Origin of the sequence: Paenibacillus sp. S25 (assembly GCF_019454085.1) — a bacterium.
In the GTDB taxonomy this organism is placed as follows: Bacteria; Bacillota; Bacilli; order Paenibacillales; family Paenibacillaceae; genus Paenibacillus; species Paenibacillus polymyxa_B.
Map to the genome: position 1 here is coordinate 3,095,747 of NZ_CP073683.1, position 26,465 is coordinate 3,122,211.

Consider the following 26,465-nt stretch of genomic DNA (forward strand, 5'->3'; position numbering starts at 1 on the left):
ATTACTGTCCTCCTGTAGCTAGCGTCATAATATTTTCTTGTGTGGCTTCTTCCCTGTTCAGCTCTCCGCTGATCTTTCCCTCGTGCACCACGACAATACGATCGCTCATGCCGAGTACCTCAGGGAGTTCCGAGGATACCATGATAATCGCGACTCCACGTTCGGTCAGCTCGTTCATCAACTGGTAGATTTCCCGCTTGGCTCCCACATCCACACCTCTCGTTGGTTCGTCAAGAATGAGCACATTTGGACCAATACCTACCCATTTGGCAATAACCACCTTTTGCTGATTACCACCTGACAAACTGCGAACCGTTGTTTCGCCCGATTGGGTTTTAATTTGCAAGCGCTTAATTAAAGTGTTAACAAAATCTAGCTCTTTTTTACCTGAAATAAATCCTTTCGAAGTAAAGCTGAACAGATTTGGCAGCACCATATTTTCCCGGATGGAAAAGTCCAGCACCAAGCCCTCATCTTTTCGGTCTTCTGTAATGAAGCCAATCCCTAGTTTCACCGCATCATCCGGCTTACGAATAGATACTTTTTTTCCACGTACATGAATCTCACCACGATCCAAAGCATCCAGTCCAAATAACGCCCGCATGATCTCGGTCCGTCCCGAGCCCATCAAGCCTGAAAAACCTACAATTTCCCCAGATCGTACAGTGAAATTCACATTTTCAAATAACCCTTTATGCGAAGCATTTTTGACCTCCAGCACCACTTCTCCCAAAGCAGGCGTTCTTACCGGGTAGCGTTCAGTCAGCTCTCTACCCACCATTTTCCGTACAACTTCATCAAAATTTGTATTGGGAATCGCCTGAGTATCCACCGTTTTCCCGTCACGCATGATGGTAATCCGATCACAGATCGCGAATATCTCCTCCATCCGATGTGAAATATACACAATCGAAACACCATCTTTTTTCAAGGAAGTAATAACCTCGAACAACTTCTGAATTTCCCGTTCGGTTAAGGCGGCTGTCGGCTCATCCATCACGATAACTTTAGCATCCGTCATGAGTGCTTTGGCAATTTCAATCATCTGCTGTTGACCCACTGAACAGTCGCCTGCTTCACCGTTCAATGGAAGATTTACCGAAAGCTTGCTGAATTGTTCATTTGCTAGCGCTTTCATTTTGGAGCTGTCTAGTAAGCCCCACTTGGATGTCATTTCCTTGCCGATAAATAGATTTTCCAGCACGGTCATCTCCGGCCACACATTCAGTTCTTGGTGAATAAAAGCAATTCCTTTTTGCTCCGCTTCTTTGGGGTCGGCAAAATAGGTTTCCTGACCGTCAATGATGATCGTTCCCTCATCTCGCCGATGCAGTCCGATTAAAATATTCATCAGCGTTGATTTGCCTGCACCATTTTCACCCATGAGGGCATGTACTTCTCCTTCACGAAGATCAAAGTCAACACCACTCAGTACCTGATTGGTTCCAAAGGCTTTGTGAATTCCTTTCATTTGAATCTGCATGCTGTACCCTCCTTTTTATTCAACATTGATTTATCCAAAATGAACTCCTGCCCGCAAAATACAATTGGCAAACGGCTTAGCCTCTCCTGTACGAATGACCGCCTTCGCATACCGGGTCAGCTCCTTGAATTGTTCATGAGGGCAAAACTCAATGACGGCTGCCTGCTTATTAAGCTGTGGCTGTTCTAATTGCTCCCCTGCAAAGTTGCGCATAATATACTGTAATGCTTGTTCATTTTCTTGTTTGATTTCTTCGGCCAGCGTTACTTTTTCGATCACCATATCTGCTGCAATGACATCAACGACGTCCTGAAAGGATGGAACACCCAATTTAAGGGCCAAATCAATTTTGGTAACGCCTTCAGGAACAGGTAAGCCAGCATCAGCCACGACAATATAATCTGTGTGGCCGAGATCCGACAGTATTTTGGATATATGACTGTTTAGGATTCCATGTTTCTTCATATTATATTTGCTCCTCCACTTCACGACGGGTTGGCATTCCACCTTGGGCTCCAAATTTGGTTACGGACAATGACGCAGCCCGATTAGCAAATTTCACACTGTCTGCCAGCGAATTTCCTTCAGCCAATGCCACTGCAAAAGCAGCGTTAAACGTATCTCCTGCACCTGTTGTATCAACGGCTTCTACTTTATAGGTAGGAACCACGACTTCTTGTTCTCCATCGAAGAACCGTACACCGTTGCTGCCCTCAGTCACAAACAGCTTGTTGGGATATTTGCGCAGCGCCTCTTGAAGGCTCATATCCTTAAACATAATGGCAGCTTCATGCTCGTTTGGCGTAATGTAGGTCGCATTCGCAATTACGCTTTCTTCCACTTCACGAGCCGGGGCTGGATTCAGCAACAAGGGTATCTGGTATTTCGCACAAATTTCGCTTACATAAACAACCGTTTCCGACGGTATTTCCTGTTGAATTAACACAATATCCGAACTTCGAATGACGTCAAGTGCTTCTTCCACATAGGCAGGTGTCACTTCATTATTTGCTGCTTTTACCACGACAATACTGTTATCACCTTCTGCTAGTACAATATGCGCTGTACCGCTTTCCATATGTGTAACCGGTTTCACATAGCCAGTATAAACATGATTTTCTTCAAAATTGCGTAAAATCTGTTCTCCAAAATGGTCATCCCCTACACGTCCAATCATCGTAACGTCCGCTCCGAGTCGTGCTGCGGCTACGGCTTGATTAGCTCCTTTACCTCCGGGTACGGTTGTAAAGCTTTCACCCAATACCGTTTCACCAGCACCGGGACGTTTGGACGAAGTAACTACGAGATCCATAGAACTGCTTCCGATAATCGAAATTTTAGCCATTATAATCCACCTTTCTCGTCGTTTCCCGTTCTATAAATTTGACGGGCAATTGTATGCTTGAATAGGTAAGTACTTTCGAATGAAGATTAGGTACGCTTGAATTCGTTACTTGCGACTGCTCAATCAACTGAATGAGTAGCCCTGCTGCTTCCCAGCCCATTTCATAAGCAGGTTGTCGGATCGTTGACAAAGGCGGGAATAATAAACTACTTAATGGTATATCATCAAACCCGATAATTTGAACATCATCCGGGATTTTCTTTTCTAATCTATGTGCCTCATGCATCACCGCTGTAGCCACGATATCGTTACTTGCGATAACTCCGTCCGTATCTGGATACTTGCTAAACAGCTCTTTGGCCCACGACTCGGCCTCCTTGAACGAAAAGGAAGTTGTCTCGACCACATGGTAAGCAATTCCGGATTGCTGAAGCTCTTCAACCGCCCCGCGAAAACGGTCTTGTGCTGGACGAATATGTGCAGGGCCCTGCATGACTGTAATTTGTTTGCTGCCGCGGGCAACCATTTCTTGAGCAGCCAAGCAACCGCCATGGGCTCCATCCGCATATACGGAGAGGCTGTCACTGGAAGTTCGATCGAGAAAAACGACCGGGATCTTCAGTTTGGCGTAACAATCGGCATCGGGATCATTGGTAGAAGAAATAACACCAACGACATTATTTTGAACAAAAGTATCCATGTAATCCAATTCTTTTTGGCGATCTTCATCACTATTACCGAAAATAATCCGGAAATCATTTTCCTGCATTCGATCCTCCACCCCACGAGCTAACAAGGGAAAGTAAGGGTTCGTAATATCCGGCAGCAGCAGGCCGATTAATCTGGATTTCTTTTTATACAAAGAACGTGCAACTTCATTGGGCTTGTAATTTAACTGCTTCACAGCAGCCTCTACCTTTCGCCGTGTATCCTCATGTACATATCCAGTTTCATTAATAACTCTGGATACGGTCGCTACGGAAACACCTGCAAAGCTGGCGACTTCTTTAATTGTTGTCATAGTGTAGGTTCAACTCCAATGTGTAACCGGTTACACATATAAAATATCACAGCATTAATTTTTTGACAAGCATTAATTATTTGCACGTTGAATGCTTTAGCTTTATAATTCATATTGTAACTAATGAAGTTCCACCTTTATACACATTCTAAATGGGGGAGCACCACTCCCGGTTACTCAATAAAATACGTATACATGGAGGCTTTTTCCTGATGAATATCGAAGTTTGGTCTGATTATATGTGTCCATTCTGTTATATCGGCAAACGCCGTTTGGAGCAAGTATTACAGCAATTCCCACATCGCAATGAGGTGCAATTGACATTCAAGAGTTTTGAATTGAACCCGGGTGCTATGAGAGATAGTGGTAAAACGATCAATGAAGAACTATCAGCTAAATATGGGGTTAGTCTGCAAGAGGCTCAGGCTATGAATGATCGAATGAACGAAAACGCACGCTCTGCGGGTCTTGAATATAATATTCATGCCATGGTGCCGACGAACTCTCTTGATGCTCACCGCTTAACACTTTGGGCTCAAACACAAGGCAAAATGCTGGAGCTGAGCGAGCGTTTATTCCAAGCTGTTTTCATCGAAGGCAAGCATACAGGGGATCATGAAGTGCTGGTAGCGCTGGCTACTGAAGTTGGTTTGGATCAAAAGGAAGCGGCTGCTATATTAGCCAGTGACCGTTTTACCGACGAAGTTAGAGCTGATGAAGCCGAAGGCGCTAAGTTGGGTGTTCAGGGTGTGCCATTCTTTGTATTTGATCGAAAATTTGCTGTTTCTGGTGCCCAGCCGGAGGAAGTATTTCATGATGCGCTTCAAAAAGCATGGGATGAACGATCACCTTTCACCATGATAAGCGGCAACTCGTCCAAACAAGATGCAGGTGGTATATGTACCGATGAGGGTTGTGAGCTTCCAGGCCGTGAATGAAGATTTTCTACTTCCTAAATAAATTTAAAAAAAGCGTGCCAGCACCCAATTAAACCTGAGGCTGGCACGCATCTTTATTTTATAACGATTTAATCATTCCGCCATCCACAAGGATGGTACTCCCTGTCAAATAGGATGAAGCTGAAGACGCCAGAAAAGCAACAACTTTACCGAACTCTTCAGGCTCTCCATACCGTCCCAATGGAATGCCCTCTTCTGCTTGTTTGCGAACCTGATCCGTCGTTTGCTGGGTTTTCTCAGCTCGATGCTCGTCCAAGCTACGCACGCGATCAGTTGCAATTCTCCCCGGTGCTACAGTATGTACCAGAATATTATGAGGAGCTAATTCCAGAGACAATGTTTTTGCCAATCCAGCAACTCCAGTACGTAGCGTATTTGAAATGATTAACCCCGGAATTGGCTGCTTAACTGAGGAAGAAGCAATATTTAAAATCCTACCGCTTTGTTGTTTTTTCATATATGGTAACACCTCACGGATCAACCGGATATGACTAAGTAAATTTTGTTCAAAGGCCTGCATCCACACTTCATCTGTAAAATCATCAAAGGTACCGGCAGGAGGCCCACCCGCATTGTTAACCAAAATATCCACGGTGCCAAACAAATCAGCTGTACGGCGGATGGCCTGGGAGATATGTTCTGGTTTTGTTACATCGCAAACTACATATTCAACGCGGCCACTCGCTGTTTCCAGTAATTCCGCCTGCGTCCGCTGAAGCTCTGCTTCGTTCCGTCCTGAAATGACGACATTCGCACCCTCGCGTGCCAGCTCCCGTGCGCTTGCCTTGCCGAGTCCTTTACTGGAACCTGCAACAAAGGCTGTTTTTCCCGTTAATCCTAAATCCATCTATGACACTCCCTTTTCTCAGCGTTCTCTATTTAATTGTACACATGACCAGCACATAATGCGAATAGACTGGTAGTATTATGAAGGCTATCTATCTTCTCACCATTAAAAAGAATACGAAATCATTAATTGCAAGGTAAAACAAAAAGGCCTGACATTTAGTCAGGGGCCCTTTTTGTTTACAGCACGTTATGATGTTGATGCAGGCGTTGTTGGCTGCTCGTATACAACAACGGACTGGCTCTCAGGCTCCCATTTAACATTTGTCCCCAAGGCCTCTCCGATTACCCTTACAGGTACCATTGTCGTCCCATCCACTATGGATGCTGGCTGCTCGATAGAATACGGCTGACCGTTAATATATGCTTTCGGACTGTTAACAAATAATTTGACGGACACGCCGTTACGGGTGACAGTAACAGCCTTTTCTTTCGGATCCCAGGAAACCTTTGCATCCAAAGCTTCGGAAGCTGTTCTAAACGGAACAAGTGTGGTCCCATTGCGGTTAATCGGTTTGGCATCGTATTTTTCACCATTCACGAACAGCTTCATGCCCGACGGCCGTCCTGCCTTTTTCGAGAATTCACCCAGCTTTTTGTAGCTTTCCAGATCGGACACATTAGCCAGTACTGCCTCCTCCTGCATGTAAACGGCATCAGTCACATTTCCGTTTTCAGCTAGTAGCTTAGCTGCCTCAGTCAGTGCTTTACCAGAATTCCGGATCAATTCAAGTTCAGCAACCTGCTCCGGAGTCAAACGTTCCGGGTATTTCGTAAGCAGCAGGTTCGCAATAACCGCTCCTGCCGGCTTATCCTTCGTATTTTCTACCGCGTGAAGCAGACCCTTGTAACCGTTGCGTCCCTTGTGAGCATTATGGTCTTTGGACTCCTCGTACGTATCATCTGTTACTGCAACAGGTTCAGTTTTTCTGATTTCTGCGTGTTTGTCTTTTTTACTGTTTTCATCCTTTTTCCCGGATGTTTTGTCCTTTTGTTTTTTGGACTGATCATTGTCTGAGTCATGGGGATTGATTAGCTCTTCCCCGCTCTTTTCATTCCCGTCTTTAACAGACGTCTTTGCTTCCTGTTTGTTCTCCTGATCATTTCCGCGTCCCTGCTTGGCTTCAGCGGTTCCCGCTGCCAATCCCAAGACCAGTATACACGTTAGTAAGGCTGTCCAAGTGTTTCTCATGATGCGATTCCTCCTTATAGTAAAGACCAGGCTCAAATGTCCCTAGATGTATTAACGGCTTCTCTAAGCTAATTTTTTATCTTTTCTTATCTAATGTGTGAGACACCAATATAGCTGCAGTCCAGATTACCAAAACCACTATAAAATTTTATTATACGCCTAACCTATTTACACAGTATAATGAGAATTACACATGCATTTTTAAGAATCAGCCTTTACATTCGCATAATAGAAAGAAGATGAAACAGACATGTTCGGCACCATTCTTTTGGACGTTGTTTTACCTATTTTTGTACTTATCGGTTTTGGTTGTATCATGCAATATTATTTTCGACTGGATTTGTATACCTTAGCTAAAATCAATTTTTACTATATTACCCCCGCAGTTGTGTTTACGGGTCTTTATAACTCAGAAATTTCTTTAATGCTCATGGGTGAGGTTTCACTTTTTTATGCCTTGTACATAGCTATTCTGTACGTAATCAGCACTACCGTCGCCAGATCTCTGAAATACAGCCCCGGAATGCGTGGAGCTTTTACAAATAGTGTAATGCTAGATAATTCAGGAAATTATGGTCTGCCAATCAATCAGTTGGTGTTCAAAGGTGACCCGTTGGCCATTTCCGTTCAAGCTCTGATTATGACCTTTCAAAGCTTTGTCACATTTACATACGGCACTTTTGTTGTGCAAAACGGCAAGGCCAATACTCGAAAAATATTAATTAATTTTTTTAAAATGCCTGTTCCCTATGCGCTTGCGCTAGGTTTGCTCCTAAATCTGCTGCATAGTCCATTGCCTAATTTACTGGCTGAACCTTTGAATTATATTAGTCAGTCGATGGTTGCCGTGGCTCTGCTTACTTTGGGAGCACAAATTGTGCAATATCCCTTTCGCTTGCGCCGGACAGCCGTGTACATCAGTATGGTACTACGCCTGATTGCTGGTCCAATGGTCGGTTTTATGCTCGTCTTGCTGCTGGGTCTTAAGGGGATTCCCGCTCAAGCCTTGCTCATTGCATCGGGTATGCCTACCGGTGTTAATACAAGTATTTTGGCGGAGGAATATAAAAATGAACCCGATTTTGCCGCACAAACAGTATTACTTTCTACGATTGTGAATGTCATTACGATGACACTGTTAATTTCAGTATCCCGGCATCTTGTTTGAGGTGTATGATAAATATAAAAATTTGATTAGAGACGCTTTTTGTCTAAGGACAGGAGCGTTTCTTTTTTGAATTAAAAGAACATATGTTCCCGTCAGTGTTTCTTTTTCTACTTAAAGTGGTGTGTTTGTTTTGTGGAGATTGTATGCGAGAAAGAGTTTTTTTTATTATGAATTTTTCATATAGTGAAATAATTATATTATTAAATTTGAATCTCTATTAGTTGCTGTTTTCAACTTGTCGTTGCTTTTTCCCCAAAAAAAGAATGCGGGACAATAAGATCGTCAAAAATAAAGCCAGCTCACTCATTAGAGTGGCTGACTTGGGATTGTCCTTATTAAGGTTTAGGGCTCAATTCCCCATTGCTTGCTTCCAGACAGGTAAGCGGTTATTTTAGCAGAATCTTGTAAGCTGTTTGCTGTGGGATTAAATGAATAATCATCGGTTTGTGTGTAACTGCTCCAGTCCTCTTTGGATATCCGGGTTTGCAACTCCACACTTTGACCGGGCTCTATAGAACCCGCAGCCGATTTAAACCCGATTTCTGCATAGGAATCTGCCCCTGGCTTCGCATTGGATAATGTTTTGAAGCTAGCAATCACATTCCCTGTACCGACGCTCGACCAATCCGTGAAGAAATTTTGTGCTTTCTCCCCATTAATGGTGTAATAATAACGCAATGTCACGTCTGCTAGGGAAATTGGTGAGGTTCCCGTATTGGTTATTTTAAATTTGGAACTGATTGTATTGCTTGTGGCGGATACATTCCCATTGAAGGCTTGCACCTTCAAAACGCCCTGGTCTGTTCCCGGCTCGCCTGGCGTATCCCCTTTTACCATAATCGTGAACAACGCGTCATTGCCTGCACTAAAATGGAAGTTAAGCGTTGTCTCTCCTTTAGGAAGCTTTGATAGATACTTGTTGGTAAGAACGACTGTTTCTTCACTAATCGTATAATCCTCACCCTTGTTTAGTACTAGGCTCCCCTGCTTGATCGTTTCTAACGTATTACCGCTAAGTGTTAGCTTGACAGTAATTTCGGTACTGCCGTTATCTACTCCATAGGTTGCAGTCGTTGGTGTAATACTTGCTTGCCCAGTAGACGGTTGATCACCACCTAGACGATCTGCCACCAAAATGCCGCGGCCATTTGTTCCCAGATAAGCACGTCCATAAACCCGAGGATCTCCAATAATTTTGGTCACTCGAGCATATTGATGCTTATCATCATTAATGCGCACCCAGTTTGCGCCAGCATCGTCCGAGCGGTAAAATCCACGTGTGCCATCAATTTTACCAACGATAAAAACCGCTGCATTCGTGCGGTTTGGCGCTGCCTTACCAAAGCCTACAAAATCCGCTTCCTGCACATTAGAAAGCTTGGTGAACGTAGCGCCGGAATCTTTGGAATGCCATAAGCCGTAAAGCCCTTCATCCTCAGAACCCCCGGCGAGCCATACATCTCCTTCTGCTCCTCGTACAGCACTAATATCAGCATTGCCTGCTGTTGGTAAGCCAGTTGCCGCTGATGGTGTAAATGATACGCCTCCATTGGTGCTCACATATATTTTTCCGGAGGCAAATGCGTAATATTTATTAAGATTCACTCGGTCAGAGGCGATCTTTGCATTCGCTGGAATCCCCGTACTTGCTGTCCATGAGTTGCCGCCAGTTTTGGAGTAGAACACACCTTTGTCCGATGTATTCCACAGCATGCCATTGCCATCTGCCGCAACGGCAATGCTGCCTCCTCCTGCTGTACCGGAAGGCTCGCTATTTGCCTTATACCACTTCGCTCCACCATCATTGGAAAATCCAATGGATTTGGCATTTGGATCATTTTTGTAATCCGCTTTACCTACCCGGGCCATAAAAGAAGGATTCAACTCAGCATAATCAATGCTTTCGCTGCTTGTAAAGGTTGGATTATCCAGCATATTAGCTGGAACCTTGAAAAGATCGTCATGCTTGAAACCCGAGACATCAGCTACTGCGCTGACCAAAGGCGCGCCGACTGGAGGGCTCACCAGATCTAAAATGGCCGTTTCCTCTATCCCTTTAGCGGCTACAGCGATATCCAGCTTTCCACCTTTATCCCAATTCGTCAGATTTTTAGAACCATAAATCGTAGCTCCCGTACCGTACAGCATATGGTCTGAATTAAACGGATCTATCTCTAGGTCTCCGATCATCCAACCAAGCTTGGGTGATACTTCTGGTGGAGCAGGCTTGGTATTGAAAGTCAACCAAGGCGCAGCGCTGATATCCAGATTGTATTTTAGCTTACGAGACGGATAACCATCGAATTCCCAAATAGGACTCCAAGTTGCACCACTGTCCGTGCTGCGATAAATCGTTTCATCCGGCCACCAGGCATTCAAAGTAGCAACCATAAGTGTGCCTGGCTTCTGGGCATCCACCGTCAGTCCACCATATCCAAAATGATTGTCCGCGCTGCTGCTACCAATGGGGCTAATGTTAGTCCACTGTCCGCTTGCTGTATTCAATTTCCAAAGCTCACCCTTTGTTCCGTCATAAGGACCAGCTCCATCGCTATAGGAAATATACAAGTTGCCGTCCGCTGATAAAACGCCGTGATGTGGCAAATACCCAGTAGGCTGGCCCGCTACAGCAGACCAGGTTGTCCCACCATCTGTACTGCGATAGACACTTTGCTTTTTATCTGCAACACCTACATAGATCGTCTGCGTTGCTTTACTGGAAGAGCCTGTTTTTTTGTCAAAAGTGATCCATGATAAACCGATAATATCGCTGGTATATTCATTGGAAGGGTCCTGTACATATGTCCCAGGATTTGTGAAGCTGCTCACTTTACTCCAAGTTGCTCCGAAATCAGAGCTTTTCCATAGTCCATTACCACTTCGAGCTCCAAAGAACAAAATATTATTCATATTTGGATCAATCGTCAGGCGTTCACCCATTGAACGTCCAGGCATATTGCCCCCTACTTTAAAAGGAAGCTTGGTTGTCTGCCACGTGTTGCCTCTATCGGTGGAGCGCATAATTTGTCCGTTTTTATCCCATGAATTAGTATACGTACCTGTAGCTATATATACACGATTCGGATCAACAGGATCAGTTGCTAGTGCATCGACACCATTTTTGTTCCAATCCTCCCAGCCCACAAAATCCGTCAGCGGAATCCAGCTCTCATTAGCAGCATTCCAGCGGTAAGCTCCTCCAATATCTGTACGGGCATAGATCAGGTCTTTTTCCGTTTCATTAAAAATAATGCCAGGTACAAAACCACCACCTCCACCCGTAACCACACTTTTCCAACTGTAATCGTCACTTGGAGTAGCATGAGCCGGCGCTATCATTCCTGTCCAGGAAGCACCCGCTACCACAAGCGCCAAACAAGCAATTCTCAACCTGTTTTTTGCCTTAGTCAATGAATTCAACCTCCTTCTTCATTATCAATTGAATTTGCGAGTCATTTTGGGATAAAAGTAATCAACCGATTCTGAATTCGTTCCTATCGTTATCGTTGCTTCTCACAATTCTGACAAATGTCCTCTCAGACTCACCCCCAACCAATAAAAACGGTGCAACGCTTGTTTTGTTAGCGCTTACACAGGTGTCTTGCTCAATAGATTCGTCATCTTTTTCCCATTTCCTTGTGCGAAAAATCAAGATAATACAATTTTATCTCCTGCTCCGCAGCTTATAATAAGAGGTTTGAACTTCCTTCAGAGTTAATACCTTTTATTTAATTCTATTATGATTTTTTCATATAGTGAATTAATTACTTAATTTTCATTCTTTATGGGTGTCAAAATACTTTGATTTACAACAAAAAACCGCGCTATGCGCGGTTCCAGCTTCTGTTATACGTCGTCAGTCATAAACATATGCCTATTATTGCAAGTATTCAAGCGCCAGAGCTAAAAAAATATGCCCTGAGACGAGCAATGCCCGCTCATCAAAATCAAAGTGAGGATGGTGATGAGCAAAATGCGTTCGTTCATCCTCATTGCGTGCACCCACATGAATGAAGGCTCCCGGTCGTTGCTCCAAATAATAAGCAAAATCCTCTGCTCCCATGACTGGCTTCAAATCCAAAAAAGCATCTGCTCCATACAGTCTGAAGATGAGCTCGCGTACACGTTCCGTTTCGGCTTCGGCATTCACCAAAGAAGGATAGCCATTCAGATAGTCAATTTCGTATCCGGCATGATAAGCCTCAGTCAACCCCTTGACGATACTGCGAATTTCATTCTCGACTTCCTTACGCACTTCCTTATTAAACGTACGTACGGTGCCTTCAATTTTGGCCTTATCTGCGATCACATTAAAGGCAGTTCCAGCTTGAAATACCCCAATCGTTAACACTGCTGATTCAATAGGGTCCACCCTGCGACTAACCACCTGCTGCAACCCGTTCACAATTTGACTGCCGATAACAATAGAGTCCACCGTCTGATGCGGTCGTGCGCCATGCCCACCTTTACCGTTGATCTGGATCGTAAACGCGTCGACAGCCGCCATCGCAGGCCCACTCTTTAATCCAATTTTGCCAAAAGGAATTTCAGATGCGAGGTGAATACCATATACGGCCTCTACCCCATCCAGACAGCCATCCTCAATCATAAACTTGGCTCCGCCAGGCGGTTTTTCTTCCGCATGTTGAAAAATAAACACAAGCTTTCCCTTCAGCGCTTTACGGTTATGACTCAACACGCGTGCCACTCCTAGCAGCGCAGCCGTGTGACCATCATGTCCGCAGGCATGCATAACACCCGGAACGGTCGATTTATAAGGTACATCCTTTTCATCCTGAATGGGAAGCGCATCAAAATCAGCACGAAATGCAATCGTTCTACCTGGCTGACCCCCTTCTAAAAACCCGAGCACACCGTTTCCACCCACATTCGTTCTTACCTCAATACCAAAAGAGCGCAATTGATCGGCGATAAAAGCAGACGTATTCGTTTCTTCAAAAGACAGCTCGGGATGCTGATGTAAATGTCTTCTCCACGCAATCAGCTCTTGTTCACCATCTTTTAATTCCTGAACCCATTTATCTAGCATAATACCCTCTTTTCCTATTGAATTTATATACTCCTATCCTTATCTTACCATGAATGGCCTGTAGAATGTAGCTCTCTTATCATGCCGATAGCAGATCAAAAGAGGGGGTTGAACCTAGGCCGGGTAATGACAAGCGGCATAATGTCCTGTGCTAATCTCTGTCAGCTCAGGTGCTTCCTCACGACAGCGCGAGGTCGCTAGTGGACAGCGGGTATGAAAACGACAGCCGGATGGAGGCTTCGCAGGCGAAGGAATCTCACCTTGTACCGTAATTAACTCCCGGCGGTTTTTCGGATTTGGGTTAGGTATCGAGGCAACAAGCCCCCGGGTATACGGATGGGCAGGATGCCTGAACAACTCGTCACTTGGCGCAATTTCTACAAGTTTCCCCAAGTACATAACCCCTATCCGATCTGAAATATGGCGGACAATGTGCAATCCGTGTGCAATAAACAAATAGGTTGTATCCAGCTTATGCTGTAAGTCCTGAAGCAGATTGACAATTTGTGCCTGAACGGAAACATCCAAAGCCGACACTGCCTCATCAGCCAAAATAAACTGCGGTTGCAGAGCAATGGCACGGGCTATCCCGATTCGTTGGCGCTGTCCTCCCGAGAATTCATGCGGAAATCGCGTAACCAGCGAAGGTGATAATCCAACAGCGCTCAGGAGTTCTTCCACCCGTTCCTGCTTTGCCTTACCATTCAGCCCTTCATGAACCGCAAGCGGCTCCCCTATGATATCTCCCACACTCCACCGTGGATCAAGTGATCCGTAGGGGTCTTGAAAAATCATCTGCATATCACGACGAACGGATCGCAACTCAGAATTCCCTAAACGTGTCAGCTCCCGATCCTGGAAGCATACCTGCCCTGAAGTCGGACGTTCCAGCTGCATCAGCAGCCGGCCTAAAGTAGACTTACCGCTGCCGGATTCTCCGACCAATCCAAAGGTTTCGCCCTGCCGGATTGAGAACGATACATCATCCACCGCCCGGATCGAAGCACCAGTCCGACCGGGAAAGCTTTTTTTCACCGGATAATACTTGCGAAGTCCATTCACCCGAAACAAGTCCTGCTTTTTCTGGACAGTTTCCGTGATAGTCTCATTGGATTTAGGCGAGTTCTTTACCTGTACGCCATGACTGCTCACCTTAGCCCCATCAACAGCAGATACGTTCGTCAATTCTTCCTTTACTTCGGTTGCCTTTGCAACAGCATCTGGCGTGATCTGCCCTTTCATCGATAGCTCTGTAATATGCCACTCGTCGGAGGCAGCCAATTGCTCCGAATGCCAGCAAGCTACCTCGCGTTCATCCTTGGCTGCCAGCGGTGGTGCTTCGTTTTTGCATTGATCCGTCGCATGCGGGCAACGCGGGTGAAACAAGCAGCCGGAAGGCAATGCACTCAGGCTCGGAATTGCCCCCGGGATCGAAAACAGCTTGCTGCTGCGATCTGTATCCAGTGTTGCCACCGAACGCAGCAACCCTCTGGTGTAAGGGTGCAATGGCAGTTCGAACAGTTCTTCCGTTGCTGCTTGCTCCATAACTCGACCGGCATACATCACAACAATTCGATCCGCAACCTCTGCCGCAATACCCAAATCATGCGTAATCAACAGAATCGACATGTTGAATTCTGTCTTTAATTCCTGAAGCAATTGCAAAATTTGTGACTGAATCGTTACATCCAGCGCCGTTGTTGGTTCATCCGCTATTAGCAGCTCAGGGCCACATGAAAGTGCCATTGCAATCATCGCCCGTTGCAGCATCCCACCGGACAGTTCTCCGGGGTACTGCTTCATACGAATTTCCGGTTCAGGAATTCCTACCCTGTTCAGCAAATGAACCGCATGAGCCCATGCTTGCTTTCGTGTCTTCCGGTCATGCTCCATGATGATTTCTATCAGCTGATACCCGATAGTGTACACCGGATCAAAGGCCGACATCGGCTCCTGAAATACCATCGCCATCTTTTTACCACGAAGTGAGCGTAATTCCTGCTGTGACAAAACGGTCAAATCTATGCCCTGGAATCGTATTTGTCCTTGGGCAATTCGTCCGTTCTCATAATCGATTAGCCGCATAATCGCCTTGGAGGTAATCGTTTTTCCGCTGCCAGATTCACCGACGAGGCAGACCGTTTCTCCCGCCCTGATCGTCAGTGATACGTTGTCGAGTGCTTGCAGCAAACCTTTTTTAGTGTGAAAATCGACCGACAAATGTTCAATCTCCAGCAATGATGACAAACGAACTCCCTCCTTCTATAGCACTTAAGAATAGGCTTCCTGATGCTAGTTTACATTCTTTTTCGGGTCCAAATGGTCTCTCAGCTTGTCGCCCAAAATATTGACTGACAACACAAACAACGTAATGGCTAGGCCAGGAAAGGTACATATCCACCAAGCTACGGTCAAATATCCTCGTCCTTGAGACAATACTGTTCCCCAATCCGGAATTTCCTTTACCGTGCCAAGTCCCAAAAAGCTTAATCCCGATCCGGCCAAAATAGCGCTACCGATGCCAAGCGTCGCCATCACGAGCAAAGGGGACAAGGAATTAGGAAGCACATGATGCCAAAAGATGCCGAAAGGTGTAACTCCGATGGAACGCGAAGCAGTGACGTAAGAACGTCCTTTTATACTCATAATTTGACCTCGCATAACTCTTGCATAACCGGGGACAGCAGATATGGCTACCGCCAGCACAATATTGAACAAGCTTGGGCCAAGAGCCGCCGCAATCGCCAAAGCCAGCAGAATTCCGGGAATAGTCATCAAAATATCAATAAATCGCATCAGTATCGAATCCACTGTACCGCCAATGTAACCTGAGAGCGCACCAATAATTCCACCCACCAGACCGCCGACGAGTACCGACATAATGCCAATAAACAGAGAATCCCGACTTCCGTGAACAACCAGACTGAATATATCCCGCCCAAAATAGTCCGTTCCGAACCAGTGAGAAGCACTTGGTCCTTGTAATATATGGTCGCTTAACATTTCTGTGGGTGCATAAGAAGCAATCCATTGCGGAAACACCGCACAGACGATTACGAACACAATAATCAGTCCCGCCGCATATACGAACCCATCCGACACTCCACCGAGCCGCCACCTTCCAGTTTGCCGAGCTACCCGCAGCTTTCTTTCCTTCCAAATTGTTTTGGCAGCCATCGTTTCTCTCAACCGACTTCCTCCTCCCTGAATCCTTCCGGCTTACGCCGAGCGTCTAACCCTTGGATCAATGAACGTATACGATATATCCACCAGTAGATTTACGATCACATACATGATGGCAGAGAACAATACAACTCCCTGCACAACTGGCAAGTCTTTAGCCATAATTGCATCCGCAATTAAACGCCCAATGCCTTGCCGTGAAAATACCGTCTCACTCACAACTGCTCCGGCCAGCATTTCTCCCATCAGCATCCCGATCATCGTTATCGCTGGAATCAACGCATTGCGTAGCGCATGGCGATACATAATAACCTTTTCAGACAAACCCTTGGAACGGAGCGTTACGATGAACTGCTCATTAATGACTTCCAGCATACTGTTACGCACCATTCTGACAATGAACCCTGCACCGACAATACCCAAAGTGAGAGACGGAAGCACAAGGGTTTTCCAACCGTCCGAGCCCATAGCAGGCAGCCATCCCAAGTGAATGGAGAAAATAAGCAACAGCAGAATGCCTGACCAGAATGTGGGCATAGAAATGCCGAACAATCCAACGATTCGTGCGATGATATCAATCGGCTTATCCCGATGAATGGCCGACAGCACTCCAAGCAGGACACCGATAATAACCGAAATAGCAGAACCGGCAAGCGTCAGCGCCAGTGTAGGCGGGAGATTGACCCATATTTTAGACAGCACCGGATCAGCATTGAGCAGTGATTTTCCAAAATCACCTTGTAGCAGATTTCCGAAATAGTTCAAAAACTGAACATGAAAAGGCTTATCCACTCCCAGCTTATGACGCAAATTGGCGATCATCTCTGGCGTGGCCGTTGAAGGGTCAAGAATCGAATCTACCGGGTCCCCCGGAAGCAAATACAAAATGCTGAATACCAAAATACAGGAACCCAGAATGACCAACAAAGAAGTAACCAGCCTTTCTGCAACTGCTCTGATCATAGCCCACACTCCTTCCCGTCTGGATGGCCCCAGAAACTATTTAGCAATTCTATTTTTGAATACGCACATCGTTAAAGAGCGGATAACCCACTAAATCGAATTTGAGACCCTGCACTGACTTGGCTGCTCCAACCGTATAAGGGAAAACATAAATCGGAATGATGACGGCCTGATCACGGATTAGCTGTTGCACCTTCTTATAAATCTCCTCCCGCTTGGCATCATCCTTTTCAATAGCTCCCTGCTCCAACAGCTTGTCGACCTCTGGATTGGAGAAGTTAGGCAGTGTAGGCCGCTGATTTGGTGCCGCTGTGTGGTAAAAAGCATATAAAGCGTTCGGGTCCACATTGACCTGGCTATTTCCGTAGAAATCATAGTTTCCGTTCGTATATACAACTGTTGCAATATCCTTGGTAATTTCAATCTTCACATCAACACCGATTTTCTTCAGCTGCTGCTGAATAATGGCTGCAATGTCGTTCCGTTTTTCACGGTTCGGAGTGCCGTCTACATAATGCAGCGTCAGACGTTGTCCATCCTTCGCCCGGAAACCATCCGTTCCCTTAACCCACCCCAACTCATCCAGTAACTGATTGGCCTTGTTAAGATCAGGCTGCAAACCGTTTTTCAGTGATTTATCATATCCAAAAATACCTGGAGTGAGTGGCGACCAAGCCTGTTCATAAGTTCCTAGATACAGCGTTTTGACGATCGTCCCCACATCAATACCATATTGCAATGCCTGCCTCGCCTTTAATTCATTCCACGGTGTCTTCTTTTGGTTAATGAACAGCGTATATGGCAGTCCTAGGGTATTGACCTGCAACAATTGGAAATTAGGGTCACTCTTCAACGTTAAAATGTTCTGCGGTGGGACGGTTTCAGCGGCCAAAGTCTGCCCACTCTGCACACTGCCGATCCGGGTCGCCTCCTCCGGAACAATTTTAAAGGTCACGCTGTCCAAATACGGCGCTCCCTGATTCTCAATAGTTTCCGGTGCCCATTTGTAATCCGGGTTACGTTCGATTTTGATTTCTGCATTTTCGTCCCATTTTACAAACTTGAAAGGGCCTGTACCCACTGGATGCTTACCGAATTGATCTCCATATTTTTTAACACCTGCCGGCGAAACAATGGCTACAGCCGGAACACTTAAATTGCTCAAAAATGCCTGCGATGGTCGTTTCAGATTCAATTTAATCGTGTATTCGTCAATCACCTGTGAGGATTCATAGGGAGCCAGCAAGTTAGCAGCATTACCTACTACGGCTTGCGGATCAATAATCCGATCATAGCTAAATTTAACGGCTTCCGCATTGAACGGGGTTCCGTCATGGAACTTAACATCCTTACGCAACTTGAATGTATAGCTTTTGCCATCCTCGGAAACACTCCATTCGGTTGCCAGCCAAGGCTTAATCGTATTGTCCGGCAGCTTTACCACCAAGTTATCGAATATCGCACGATATACCCGAGATGCTACTGCCAATCCACTCTTATGCGGGTCCAGTGAATCCGGCGATGTTGCCAGTGCATAGGTAAGATCTCCACCTTCTGCAGCTTGCCCGACTCCTGCTGCATTCGCCTCAGTATTCGTAGAATTGGCCCCGCTATTACCCGAGCATGCCGATAAGACCAGCACCATCGACAGGGTTAAAGCTACCATTTTTGCAAATCGACTTGTTCGTTTCACCTAAAAACACTCTCCGATCTGATGGGTGATGTTATGATAACATTGCATTTTTGGAGCCGATGTTTCATTGTTGATAATTCCAATCAAATATATATGAATTATGTTAATAACTGTATACCTGCGTTTTTATAGTGTCAATGCAGGTTCTAATTGGAATGATCTATAGATGGATAGAAGACTTGAATTGACAACAAAAAAGAGCCGATAGGATACTCTCCTCGACTCTTTTCCATTACTGACTTTCTATTTCGAATTTTTCAGGTATTGAAAAACTGACTGATATTCCCTCTTACCGGATGTGTCTGTTCCCTGTACTCACCTTTCGTATAGCTTCCAACCACCTTACGCCAAAAGGATTGTGCCGGCCTATTCGTGCTCATTTGGGTCACCTTCCAACGTCCGTTAAAACGTCCAAACAGCTCATGAGCCGCCCAAGTCCCAACCCCATTATGCCGATAAGGACGAAGTACAAAGAACTCAGCCATGTAGTAGTCAGCTTCTCGATTGCTGGACATTCGGTCAACGAGTGCAAAACCCACAGGAATATCCTGTCTCCAAATCAGAAAAGGTAGCTTCTGTTCACCGCTCGTCCAATATTGATACAAGTCTGGATAAGCTGGGAATGTCCCCTTCTCAGTGACATCAATTCGAAGATAGGCTGTAAAATCATATAAATAAAATTGCATGAGCTGTACTATAATGTCCTTTTGCGACTCCGGTACACTCTTAATAGACAGCTTCAGTTCCGATTTAATATTATACCCCATACTTTCACCTCTCTTGGCGGTTCAATCTGTTCTTTAACTTCGAATTACATCCCATCCAGTGCTGTTCAAAATATGCTAAAATACATATATATTATGACCGGACGAGGTGGAACCCAATGAATATACAAAAGATCATCGACCGGCGCAAACTAGATGAAAAAATGCCGGGATTACCATGGTATGTGCAGCAATTTATGGATTATAAACTGCCCGACCTTTCCCCTTCCACATTACTAGAATATGTGCGGGATTACGAAGCTTTCTTTTCATGGCTTCGCTCGGAAGGCTTGTCTACCGGAGAAACGAATGCCCAAGTTACACTGGAAGAGCTGGAGACACTTCATATGGACAGTATTACAGGCTTTCGATTATTCCTGTCTACTAAGCGCGAAGGCTCCAACTCCCGTATCACCATTTCACGTAAGCTATCGTCTCTGCGTTCGCTTTTTCATTATTTAAGTCAGATCGCTGAGGATGAAAATTTTTATCCATTGCTCAAACGCAACATTATGGCCAAGGTCGAAATCAAGCGTATACATAAACCCAAGGATACGGCGGCCAAGCTTAAAGGTAAAATACTGGAAGAGGAAGAACTGCTTGAATTCATCGGTTATATTTATGAAGGATATGGTCAAGATTTGGCCGATAACAAGCAGGCATTATACTCTTATGAACTAAATAAGGAACGGGATGCCTGCATCGCCAGCCTCATTTTGAACTCAGGCCTGCGCGTATCTGAAATCGTCAATCTGAATCTGGACGATTTAGACATAAACAATAAATTATTATATGTGTACCGCAAAGGCAATAACGACGAGACCTTTAAAACGCCGGTGTATTTCCGCGAGCAATCCAAAGATGATCTCGTACTTTATTTGTCCTTGAGACATACCCGTTACCGCGCTCCAAAAAAAGAAAAGGCTCTCTTTGTCACACGTCCTAACGGCAGTACAGAAGGCAAACGCATGACCAAAAGAGCGATTCAGGCAATGATCATCAAGTACGCCAAACGGTTCGGCAAGCCTTACCTTACCGTGCATAAGCTTCGTCATTCCTTTGCTACTGACTATTATTTACAAAATGATATTTACAAAACAAAGGAACAGCTGGGGCACGCTTCGACAGAAACAACAGAAGTGTATGCTCACCTGACTGACAAAACCATGTCTCAGGCGATCGAACGGCGGGTAGAGACTCTAACCGACTCAGCCGATTGATGTCTACCCCTGCTCATTCCTCATTCCTTCTATCTGCTTTTGAATCTGTTCGAGTAGCCAGCGGCCTGCGGGTCCGTTGGCCTCGGCAGGAAATATCTGTATCATTTCATCCGAGTAGTAACCTTGAGCCCAATCCATTTGATGCTCCCAAACCGCTACTCCCTGTACATTTGTCAGCTTATCGGTAAGCTGTGCATCCGATTGTTCCCGCACCATGACCAGCTTCGGATAATCCTCTTGCTTGAAGCCTTCTAGCAACACACAATCATAGGCCTGAAAATGCCGGATCAGTCCGGTAACAGGTTGACTATTCTCCTCTACAATGGCTGTTCTTCCAGCCGAAACAATAGCTATACCTTCAGCACCCGCCTGTCGGTGCTTGTACGTATCTGTACCCTCATGATCCATTTCAAATTCATGTCCATCATGCTTAATCACTGCTACTCGTAGACCTGACTTCTTCACATAACGAATCAATCCTCCGAGAAAGGTCGTTTTTCCCGTATTTTTGAATCCGACGATTTGACATACAAATGGATGTTTCGTATTCACGTCATCTGTCCACCTTGTAACACCAGTACACGCACCTCTTCACCTTCGCGTAATCCTTCTGTTGTGGGAGGAATCACGATCAGACAGTCGCTGTCCTTAATGGTCACCATGACACTGGATTCATCTACTCGCGCAGGAATCGCGTATACTTGCCCACCACGTATCTCCAGAGAGCTGCGTACAAAGCGTGTATAGTTGTTTACCTTCATATAATCTGCGCCTAACTTCGCCGTCCAGGTTTGTAAATATGGATGTGCCGAAGATAACATCATTTGGATCGTCGGCCGTACAAACAGCTCACAGCCTACAAAGCACGCACCGGGGTTGCCTGAAAGCGCAAATAACAACTTGCCGTCAATCACTGCGGCTGTGGTCACACTTCCTGGACGCATCGTAACCTTGTTGAACAGCATATTCACATCTTCCTGTCGTACCAGATCACCCATAATATCAAAATCCCCCACCGATACTCCTCCACTCGTGACCACGATATCATAGGCATCTATCGCTTCACGTACAGAAGTACGGGCAAGGCTCAAATCATCATGAATGGCTTGTAAAATAAACGGCTCTCCTCCTGCCTCTCTAATTTGAGAAGCCAACATATATGTATTACTGTTTCGAATTTTTCCCGGTTGTAACGGCTCATCCACTGCAAGTAATTCCGATCCTGTAGAAAAAACGGCCACCCTTGGCTTCCTGTAAACAGGTACCCGATGTACTCCAAAAGTAGCCAGTACCGAGATGTGCCCCGCTCCCAGGCAGGTTCCCTTACTAAGCAAAAGCCGACCTTCCTGAATCTCATGACCAATCTGTGTCACATTTTTGCCGTCTTCTATACGCTTCTTCAAGCCGACATATGTCTGTCCGTTTTCCTCACGCAGCTGTGTCGCTTCCAGCATGACAACCGTGTCCGCTCCTTCAGGTAATTGCGCTCCTGTCATGATGCGGGCAGCCATTCCAGTCTCCACCCGCTTGTCCGATACGGTGCCACAAGGAATTTCATCAATCACATGTAGCCAGATTTCCTGACCGGACGAGCACACTTCAGTGTCCGAGCCAAGGATCGCATAACCGTCCATACCTGAGCGACGAAAACGGGGATACGGGTGTGGTGCGGTCAAATCCATCGCCAAATAACGTCCATGCGCCTGCCCCAGCTCTACGTCTTCCCTTTCACCTTGTTTTACATAGCTAGCTATCCTGCTTTGTGCCTCTTCCACCTGAACTGCTTTACGCTGGAATTTTTCTGCGTTTAATGATGTATGATTCATAATCTCACTCCGTTCTTCTAAAATGCCCTCTTTCTGTTATAACGCTAAAACCGTTATCTGGCAAATCGGGGGGGGGGGGGGTCTAAGTATGTATGGCAATAAAAATAACCCGTGAATTCTACGGGTCATTTCTATAACTTTTTAAGTGCTTTAAGCTTATTATGAGACATAGAGCAAGTGAAGTCAGATTCTTCGAATCGTACCTCCAAATGCGTTAGACTCGATCTCACAAAACCAAGTCGTGATAGCTGAAAAGCTTCCTTGCAAGTCTGTGCGGTTACCCCGATCGTATAAGAATAATGTCTAGAGTAACGCTGTACATAATCAGTTCTTTTCTTTTTTCTTGAGCTCAGCCGGTATCGGTTTAGCGCCAAATACTGTTTTTTCGTTTTTGGTAGATTCGTTAGCGTATTTTCCCAGTCTTAAACTTAAAGCTCTCGCCAATTTCTTATCCATTTTCGTTCACCTCCTTTCCATAAAGGAAGAATACTGAATGCTTGAATAGCTAAAGATAAGCATATTATGTGGGATTGTACAAAAAAATTCACCGCACAAATTAAAACACATACCGTTTTATAATATTTGTGGTTATTGGTCTTATGAATATAAATAAAATGATTGGGTGCATAAACTAAAAACACTAATACTGAACAAGCATTAATAATCAAAATCGTTGATAAATTTAAAGAGACGAGAGGTATAGTTACACATATTGCCGTTGTAAAAAAGACACAAAATGTAAGATTGCTGAAGTGCGCCCCTCCTGAAAATCTTCTTACAAACATGATAGTTACTAGAGCTAATAACGAGCCCCAAAAATGCCCGGTCATCCAAGCGATAACCGTAACCATTAGTATCGAAGACACTTCGGTAATTTTTATACCAAGCGCATATTCCATCACTTCTACACTTGTTGGACCATCAGGATCAGCTTTTTTTATTTCCGTTGCGATGTACCGTGATAGCGCTTCTAGCATCCTCATAATCTCCTCTCTCTGAAAAGAAATACGACACGCCGAAAGTAAGCAATGAAATGGATAGTAATCCTATGGTATTTGAGCTATAGAGCATATACAAAGTAATAAAAATGGTGACAGCTGATATTAGAGCACCTAGAATCAACATTTTATTTAGGGATGATAAGTAATTTTCAGCTCTTAAAAAATCATGTGGAGGCTGAATTATAAACGAGAAACCAAAGTTATATTTTCCCATTATATAAGAAATAAAGCACGCAATAATAATAGAAGTTAACTGAATAACGTAAATAGAAGAGCCAGAAGTATCATTAATAGCACCTGGTTCTGCTACTCCAAAAAAATACGCAAACAGAAATACAAAAAGTTGTAAATTAATGTAGGCCGTTAGACCAGAACCAGCAGAAAAAGCTGCTAGATGGGTTTTGATCCCTAAACCAAATCTAAAAAAGATAACCATTAACAAATACTGAAGCGGCAAATCTAATTTAGGCAAGCCTATAACTTCCCTCATTAGAAAGGAAAACAAAGCTATGCCAATTGCATAAAATAATATTTTTCTACGATATTCCCTCACGGGAAGCATATAAAGCTTTAAGACCAAAATAACAGCGGCCAAAGCATCGAATACACCAAGTAATATATATAAAAAAGCAGATAACACAGATACACCATCCTCTTATTTCGCCTGTTGTAATTGTATATTTTACTTATAGATGTGGCAATGAAATAATCTAGTAAACTGGTAATATTTGTTTTTATGTAAGGTAAATTTTTATTTTTGTCATCAAAAAAATAAAAAGAACGATTTTAAAATCGTCCTCTTCTTGCAGTTTTAGCTGGAACCTTCTGATTTATCTATCTGGCATCATCCTTTTGTCGAGCTGCTCAAGTACAAGCGGCCAAGCCTGTTCATGTTGGTTTCTTGAATTCTCGTCTGGAAAACCTGCATGCGTTAAGTAAAGATGCGTGCCATTAAAGCGAGGTTTAAACTCAACAGTGAGAACTGTTTCAGCTCCCTTGGTGCCACCTTCGCCAGTAATCCAAGTCAGCTCGATCAGTCGGTTTTGCTCAAGTCTTAGAAATCTTCCGTAATGTGGATGACGCTTCCCCTCAAAATGCGTTTCGAAAAAGAAGGTCGTGTTCACTTTAGCCTCCATTAATACTGATCCTGGGGCTGCAAACCAACTGTCAAACTGCTTCGTCCACGCCTGATACAGAACATTCGGAGAACACTCCATTTTTCGTTCCACCATTAGATTAAATGGTCTTTGTGAAAGATCTGGCCAAGAAATAGATTGTACCATTTAATTTTCAATCCCTTCAATCAAACAGAGTTATGATTATCTCTACATTATTATATCCATAAAAGTGTAGGTTTGGCTGTGCCGCTAGATGATCACCAACATCATCTCTAAAAATAAAAAAAGGAACTGTGCATCAGTACCACAGTTCCGCAAATCTTTTGTTTTCAAATAAATTGACAATACCCCTCATCGTCGACTTCGTCGGCTGATTTTACCTGAACCGCTACGTGTTTTGGGCTTACTATAAGATTTACGCGGCGAATCAAATATGCTGGAACCGCCGCTGCCGCTCCGGTCACGTGAAATCGAGCCTCTGCTCGGTGAACTGCTGGACCCTCTGTCGAACAAACTTCCGCTTGACCCAACGCTAGAATCCGAGTTCTTTCCTCTACGGGTAACCGAACCTTTCCGCTCCACAGTAATCGGCGGAATCGCCTTTTTCTCCTGCACCGTAGGAGCACGATATTGGCCCTGAGAAGGTCGGTATACATCTCTGCTGGAGTAGCCCCGATAGGAGCCTGAACCACGCAACGAATCAAACAGAGCATCCAGCACAGTTGCGGTTAAGTATCCCTTTAGAAAGCTTGAACTGTAATTTTGTTCGACATACTTTTTACTGTCAATTTCAATGAGTGTATCTTCCTTCTTAGCTGGATCTTGCTGCAAATGGTACCACTCATCGCTATATACCAAAAACATCCGCTCATTGCTTTGCGGTGACATTTGTTCCGGTGTACGCTGTTCTTTCAATTCCTCTGCTACTTCCGGGACTGTCTTGCCAGCTGCCCGGTATACATACGAGGTCGAGTTTCCGCTGCCGCTAACCGATTCCAGCGGATACGTATCTTTTACACTTGGCGCGCCGCAGCCGCTTAACACGGATACGAACAAGCTCAGCGCCACAATGACCTTTAATGCATACTGCCAGGTGCGTTTGCTCATGTGTAACCCTCTCCTAGCTTGCCCGAATAACCTTGACGTCTCCGGTAATCACTTCTTCTCCTTCATAAAGCATAAAGCGACCGTCCTGCCACTCTACCCGCAACAGATGGTAATCATCAGACTGGTACTGCCACACATGCTGCTCTCCACCCTGTCGGAAAGGAGCACGGCCCATGACGGTAACATGCCCAGAATACTGTTCCTCCAAATGATACGTTGTATCATCCAGCTCTAAAATGGTCGGCACTTCCTCGGGGTTGTCAAGTCTGCCGTCGATGGCCTGATATAGTCCGAATTGCAGTGTTTCCCGTTCCTCAATATGAAGATAACTGACTTGATTACCATCCTGAAGCGTCAAAACAACGGCATTCCGGGCACGATTATGTACACGACCTACCACTTCATAGGTGACAAGCGACACTTCACAGATATCACCTGGATTTAAGTGAAGCATGCTTTTCTCTGCTTTCGGCGGCTCCGGCTTAGCAAATAGATTTGAAATTCGTTTCCACACACCCATGGTTAT

The 26,465-nt window shown here is 44.9% G+C and carries 24 protein-coding genes; 3 read left to right on the forward strand and 21 right to left on the reverse strand.

Features of this window, described 5'->3' with window-relative positions; translation table 11 throughout:
• Position 1: 1 nt before the first annotated feature.
• The 4 genes from KAI37_RS13215 to KAI37_RS13230 are packed head-to-tail and all read right to left on the reverse strand — an operon-like array spanning position 2 to position 3,849.
• Positions 2 to 1,483 (reverse strand): sugar ABC transporter ATP-binding protein, encoded by a 1,482-nt coding sequence (locus KAI37_RS13215; RefSeq protein ID WP_220029577.1) that lies wholly within the window; start codon positions 1,481 to 1,483, stop codon positions 2 to 4.
• Positions 1,484 to 1,513: 30 nt separating this feature from the next.
• Positions 1,514 to 1,948 carry a D-ribose pyranase gene (rbsD, locus tag KAI37_RS13220; RefSeq protein WP_220029578.1) on the reverse strand — a complete coding sequence of 145 codons (435 nt, stop codon included), beginning with the start codon at positions 1,946 to 1,948 and terminating at the stop codon, positions 1,514 to 1,516.
• 1 nt (position 1,949) lies between these two features.
• Positions 1,950 to 2,828, reverse strand: coding sequence for a ribokinase (gene rbsK / locus KAI37_RS13225; RefSeq protein WP_071641039.1), 879 nt, complete (start codon positions 2,826 to 2,828; stop codon positions 1,950 to 1,952).
• Positions 2,821 to 3,849, reverse strand: a complete 1,029-nt coding sequence (locus KAI37_RS13230; RefSeq protein WP_071641041.1) for a LacI family DNA-binding transcriptional regulator — start codon at positions 3,847 to 3,849, stop codon at positions 2,821 to 2,823. Before KAI37_RS13230 ends, rbsK begins: the two co-directional genes overlap by 8 nt.
• A gap of 212 nt (positions 3,850 to 4,061) precedes the next feature.
• On the opposite strand from KAI37_RS13230, the gene KAI37_RS13235 reads away from it, so the two are divergent.
• Positions 4,062 to 4,787: a DsbA family oxidoreductase gene (locus KAI37_RS13235; RefSeq protein ID WP_220029579.1), complete on the forward strand. Its 726-nt coding sequence runs from the start codon at positions 4,062 to 4,064 to the stop codon at positions 4,785 to 4,787.
• 79 nt (positions 4,788 to 4,866) lie between these two features.
• Here KAI37_RS13235 and KAI37_RS13240 read toward each other — a convergent pair whose 3' ends face one another.
• Positions 4,867 to 5,655 carry an SDR family oxidoreductase gene (locus tag KAI37_RS13240; RefSeq protein WP_023988932.1) on the reverse strand — a complete coding sequence of 263 codons (789 nt, stop codon included), beginning with the start codon at positions 5,653 to 5,655 and terminating at the stop codon, positions 4,867 to 4,869.
• Positions 5,656 to 5,844: 189 nt separating this feature from the next.
• On the reverse strand, positions 5,845 to 6,846 hold the full coding sequence (locus tag KAI37_RS13245; protein ID WP_076293628.1) for a copper amine oxidase N-terminal domain-containing protein: 1,002 nt from the start codon (positions 6,844 to 6,846) through the stop codon (positions 5,845 to 5,847).
• A gap of 250 nt (positions 6,847 to 7,096) precedes the next feature.
• Here KAI37_RS13245 and KAI37_RS13250 point away from each other — a divergent pair, with 250 nt between their 5' ends.
• Complete coding sequence (locus KAI37_RS13250; protein WP_025720621.1) at positions 7,097 to 8,014, forward strand: AEC family transporter; 918 nt, start codon at positions 7,097 to 7,099, stop codon at positions 8,012 to 8,014.
• 342 nt (positions 8,015 to 8,356) lie between these two features.
• Here KAI37_RS13250 and KAI37_RS13255 read toward each other — a convergent pair whose 3' ends face one another.
• The 7 genes from KAI37_RS13255 to KAI37_RS13285 form a co-directional block, all read right to left on the reverse strand.
• Positions 8,357 to 11,425, reverse strand: coding sequence for a cellulose binding domain-containing protein (locus KAI37_RS13255; protein ID WP_076293627.1), 3,069 nt, complete (start codon positions 11,423 to 11,425; stop codon positions 8,357 to 8,359).
• 466 nt (positions 11,426 to 11,891) lie between these two features.
• The gene (locus tag KAI37_RS13260; protein WP_220029580.1) at positions 11,892 to 13,064 is read right to left on the reverse strand and encodes a M20 metallopeptidase family protein; all 1,173 of its coding nucleotides are present in this window, start codon (positions 13,062 to 13,064) and stop codon (positions 11,892 to 11,894) included.
• Between the two features lie 114 nt (positions 13,065 to 13,178).
• Positions 13,179 to 15,311, reverse strand: coding sequence for an ABC transporter ATP-binding protein (locus KAI37_RS13265; protein WP_220029581.1), 2,133 nt, complete (start codon positions 15,309 to 15,311; stop codon positions 13,179 to 13,181).
• Between the two features lie 45 nt (positions 15,312 to 15,356).
• Entirely contained in the window at positions 15,357 to 16,253 is an 897-nt protein-coding gene (locus KAI37_RS13270; RefSeq protein ID WP_076293623.1) for an ABC transporter permease, read from the reverse strand.
• A gap of 30 nt (positions 16,254 to 16,283) precedes the next feature.
• Positions 16,284 to 17,210 (reverse strand): ABC transporter permease, encoded by a 927-nt coding sequence (locus KAI37_RS13275; protein WP_076293622.1) that lies wholly within the window; start codon positions 17,208 to 17,210, stop codon positions 16,284 to 16,286.
• Positions 17,211 to 17,259: 49 nt separating this feature from the next.
• A complete protein-coding gene (locus tag KAI37_RS13280) occupies positions 17,260 to 18,876 on the reverse strand; it encodes an ABC transporter substrate-binding protein (protein WP_076293709.1) in 1,617 nt (538 codons plus the stop codon).
• A gap of 284 nt (positions 18,877 to 19,160) precedes the next feature.
• A complete protein-coding gene (locus KAI37_RS13285; RefSeq protein ID WP_104494567.1) occupies positions 19,161 to 19,670 on the reverse strand; it encodes a GNAT family N-acetyltransferase in 510 nt (169 codons plus the stop codon).
• Between the two features lie 116 nt (positions 19,671 to 19,786).
• On the opposite strand from KAI37_RS13285, the gene xerS reads away from it, so the two are divergent.
• A complete protein-coding gene (xerS, locus tag KAI37_RS13290; RefSeq protein ID WP_013310478.1) occupies positions 19,787 to 20,887 on the forward strand; it encodes a tyrosine recombinase XerS in 1,101 nt (366 codons plus the stop codon).
• 3 nt (positions 20,888 to 20,890) lie between these two features.
• On the opposite strand, the gene mobB is transcribed toward xerS, so the two are convergent.
• The 8 genes from mobB to KAI37_RS13325 all read right to left on the reverse strand — a co-directional run bounded on the left by mobB (position 20,891) and on the right by KAI37_RS13325 (position 26,459).
• Complete coding sequence (gene mobB / locus KAI37_RS13295) at positions 20,891 to 21,439, reverse strand: molybdopterin-guanine dinucleotide biosynthesis protein B (RefSeq protein ID WP_076293620.1); 549 nt, start codon at positions 21,437 to 21,439, stop codon at positions 20,891 to 20,893.
• Complete coding sequence (locus tag KAI37_RS13300) at positions 21,436 to 22,713, reverse strand: molybdopterin molybdotransferase MoeA (RefSeq protein WP_220029582.1); 1,278 nt, start codon at positions 22,711 to 22,713, stop codon at positions 21,436 to 21,438. Before KAI37_RS13300 ends, mobB begins: the two co-directional genes overlap by 4 nt.
• 324 nt (positions 22,714 to 23,037) lie before the next feature.
• Positions 23,038 to 23,169: a hypothetical protein gene (locus KAI37_RS26375; protein WP_256703320.1), complete on the reverse strand. Its 132-nt coding sequence runs from the start codon at positions 23,167 to 23,169 to the stop codon at positions 23,038 to 23,040.
• Positions 23,142 to 23,690 (reverse strand): accessory gene regulator ArgB-like protein, encoded by a 549-nt coding sequence (locus KAI37_RS13305; protein ID WP_220029583.1) that lies wholly within the window; start codon positions 23,688 to 23,690, stop codon positions 23,142 to 23,144. Before KAI37_RS13305 ends, KAI37_RS26375 begins: the two co-directional genes overlap by 28 nt.
• On the reverse strand, positions 23,641 to 24,354 hold the full coding sequence (locus KAI37_RS13310; RefSeq protein ID WP_071641072.1) for a hypothetical protein: 714 nt from the start codon (positions 24,352 to 24,354) through the stop codon (positions 23,641 to 23,643). The genes KAI37_RS13305 and KAI37_RS13310 overlap by 50 nt, the downstream gene beginning before the upstream one ends.
• Before the next feature lie 190 nt (positions 24,355 to 24,544).
• On the reverse strand, positions 24,545 to 24,997 hold the full coding sequence (locus KAI37_RS13315) for an SRPBCC family protein (RefSeq protein WP_071641074.1): 453 nt from the start codon (positions 24,995 to 24,997) through the stop codon (positions 24,545 to 24,547).
• Between the two features lie 186 nt (positions 24,998 to 25,183).
• The gene (locus KAI37_RS13320; protein WP_025722664.1) at positions 25,184 to 25,939 is read right to left on the reverse strand and encodes a DUF4247 domain-containing protein; all 756 of its coding nucleotides are present in this window, start codon (positions 25,937 to 25,939) and stop codon (positions 25,184 to 25,186) included.
• 13 nt (positions 25,940 to 25,952) lie between these two features.
• Complete coding sequence (locus KAI37_RS13325) at positions 25,953 to 26,459, reverse strand: DUF4178 domain-containing protein (protein ID WP_007432513.1); 507 nt, start codon at positions 26,457 to 26,459, stop codon at positions 25,953 to 25,955.
• Between the last annotated feature and the right edge of the window lie 6 nt (positions 26,460 to 26,465).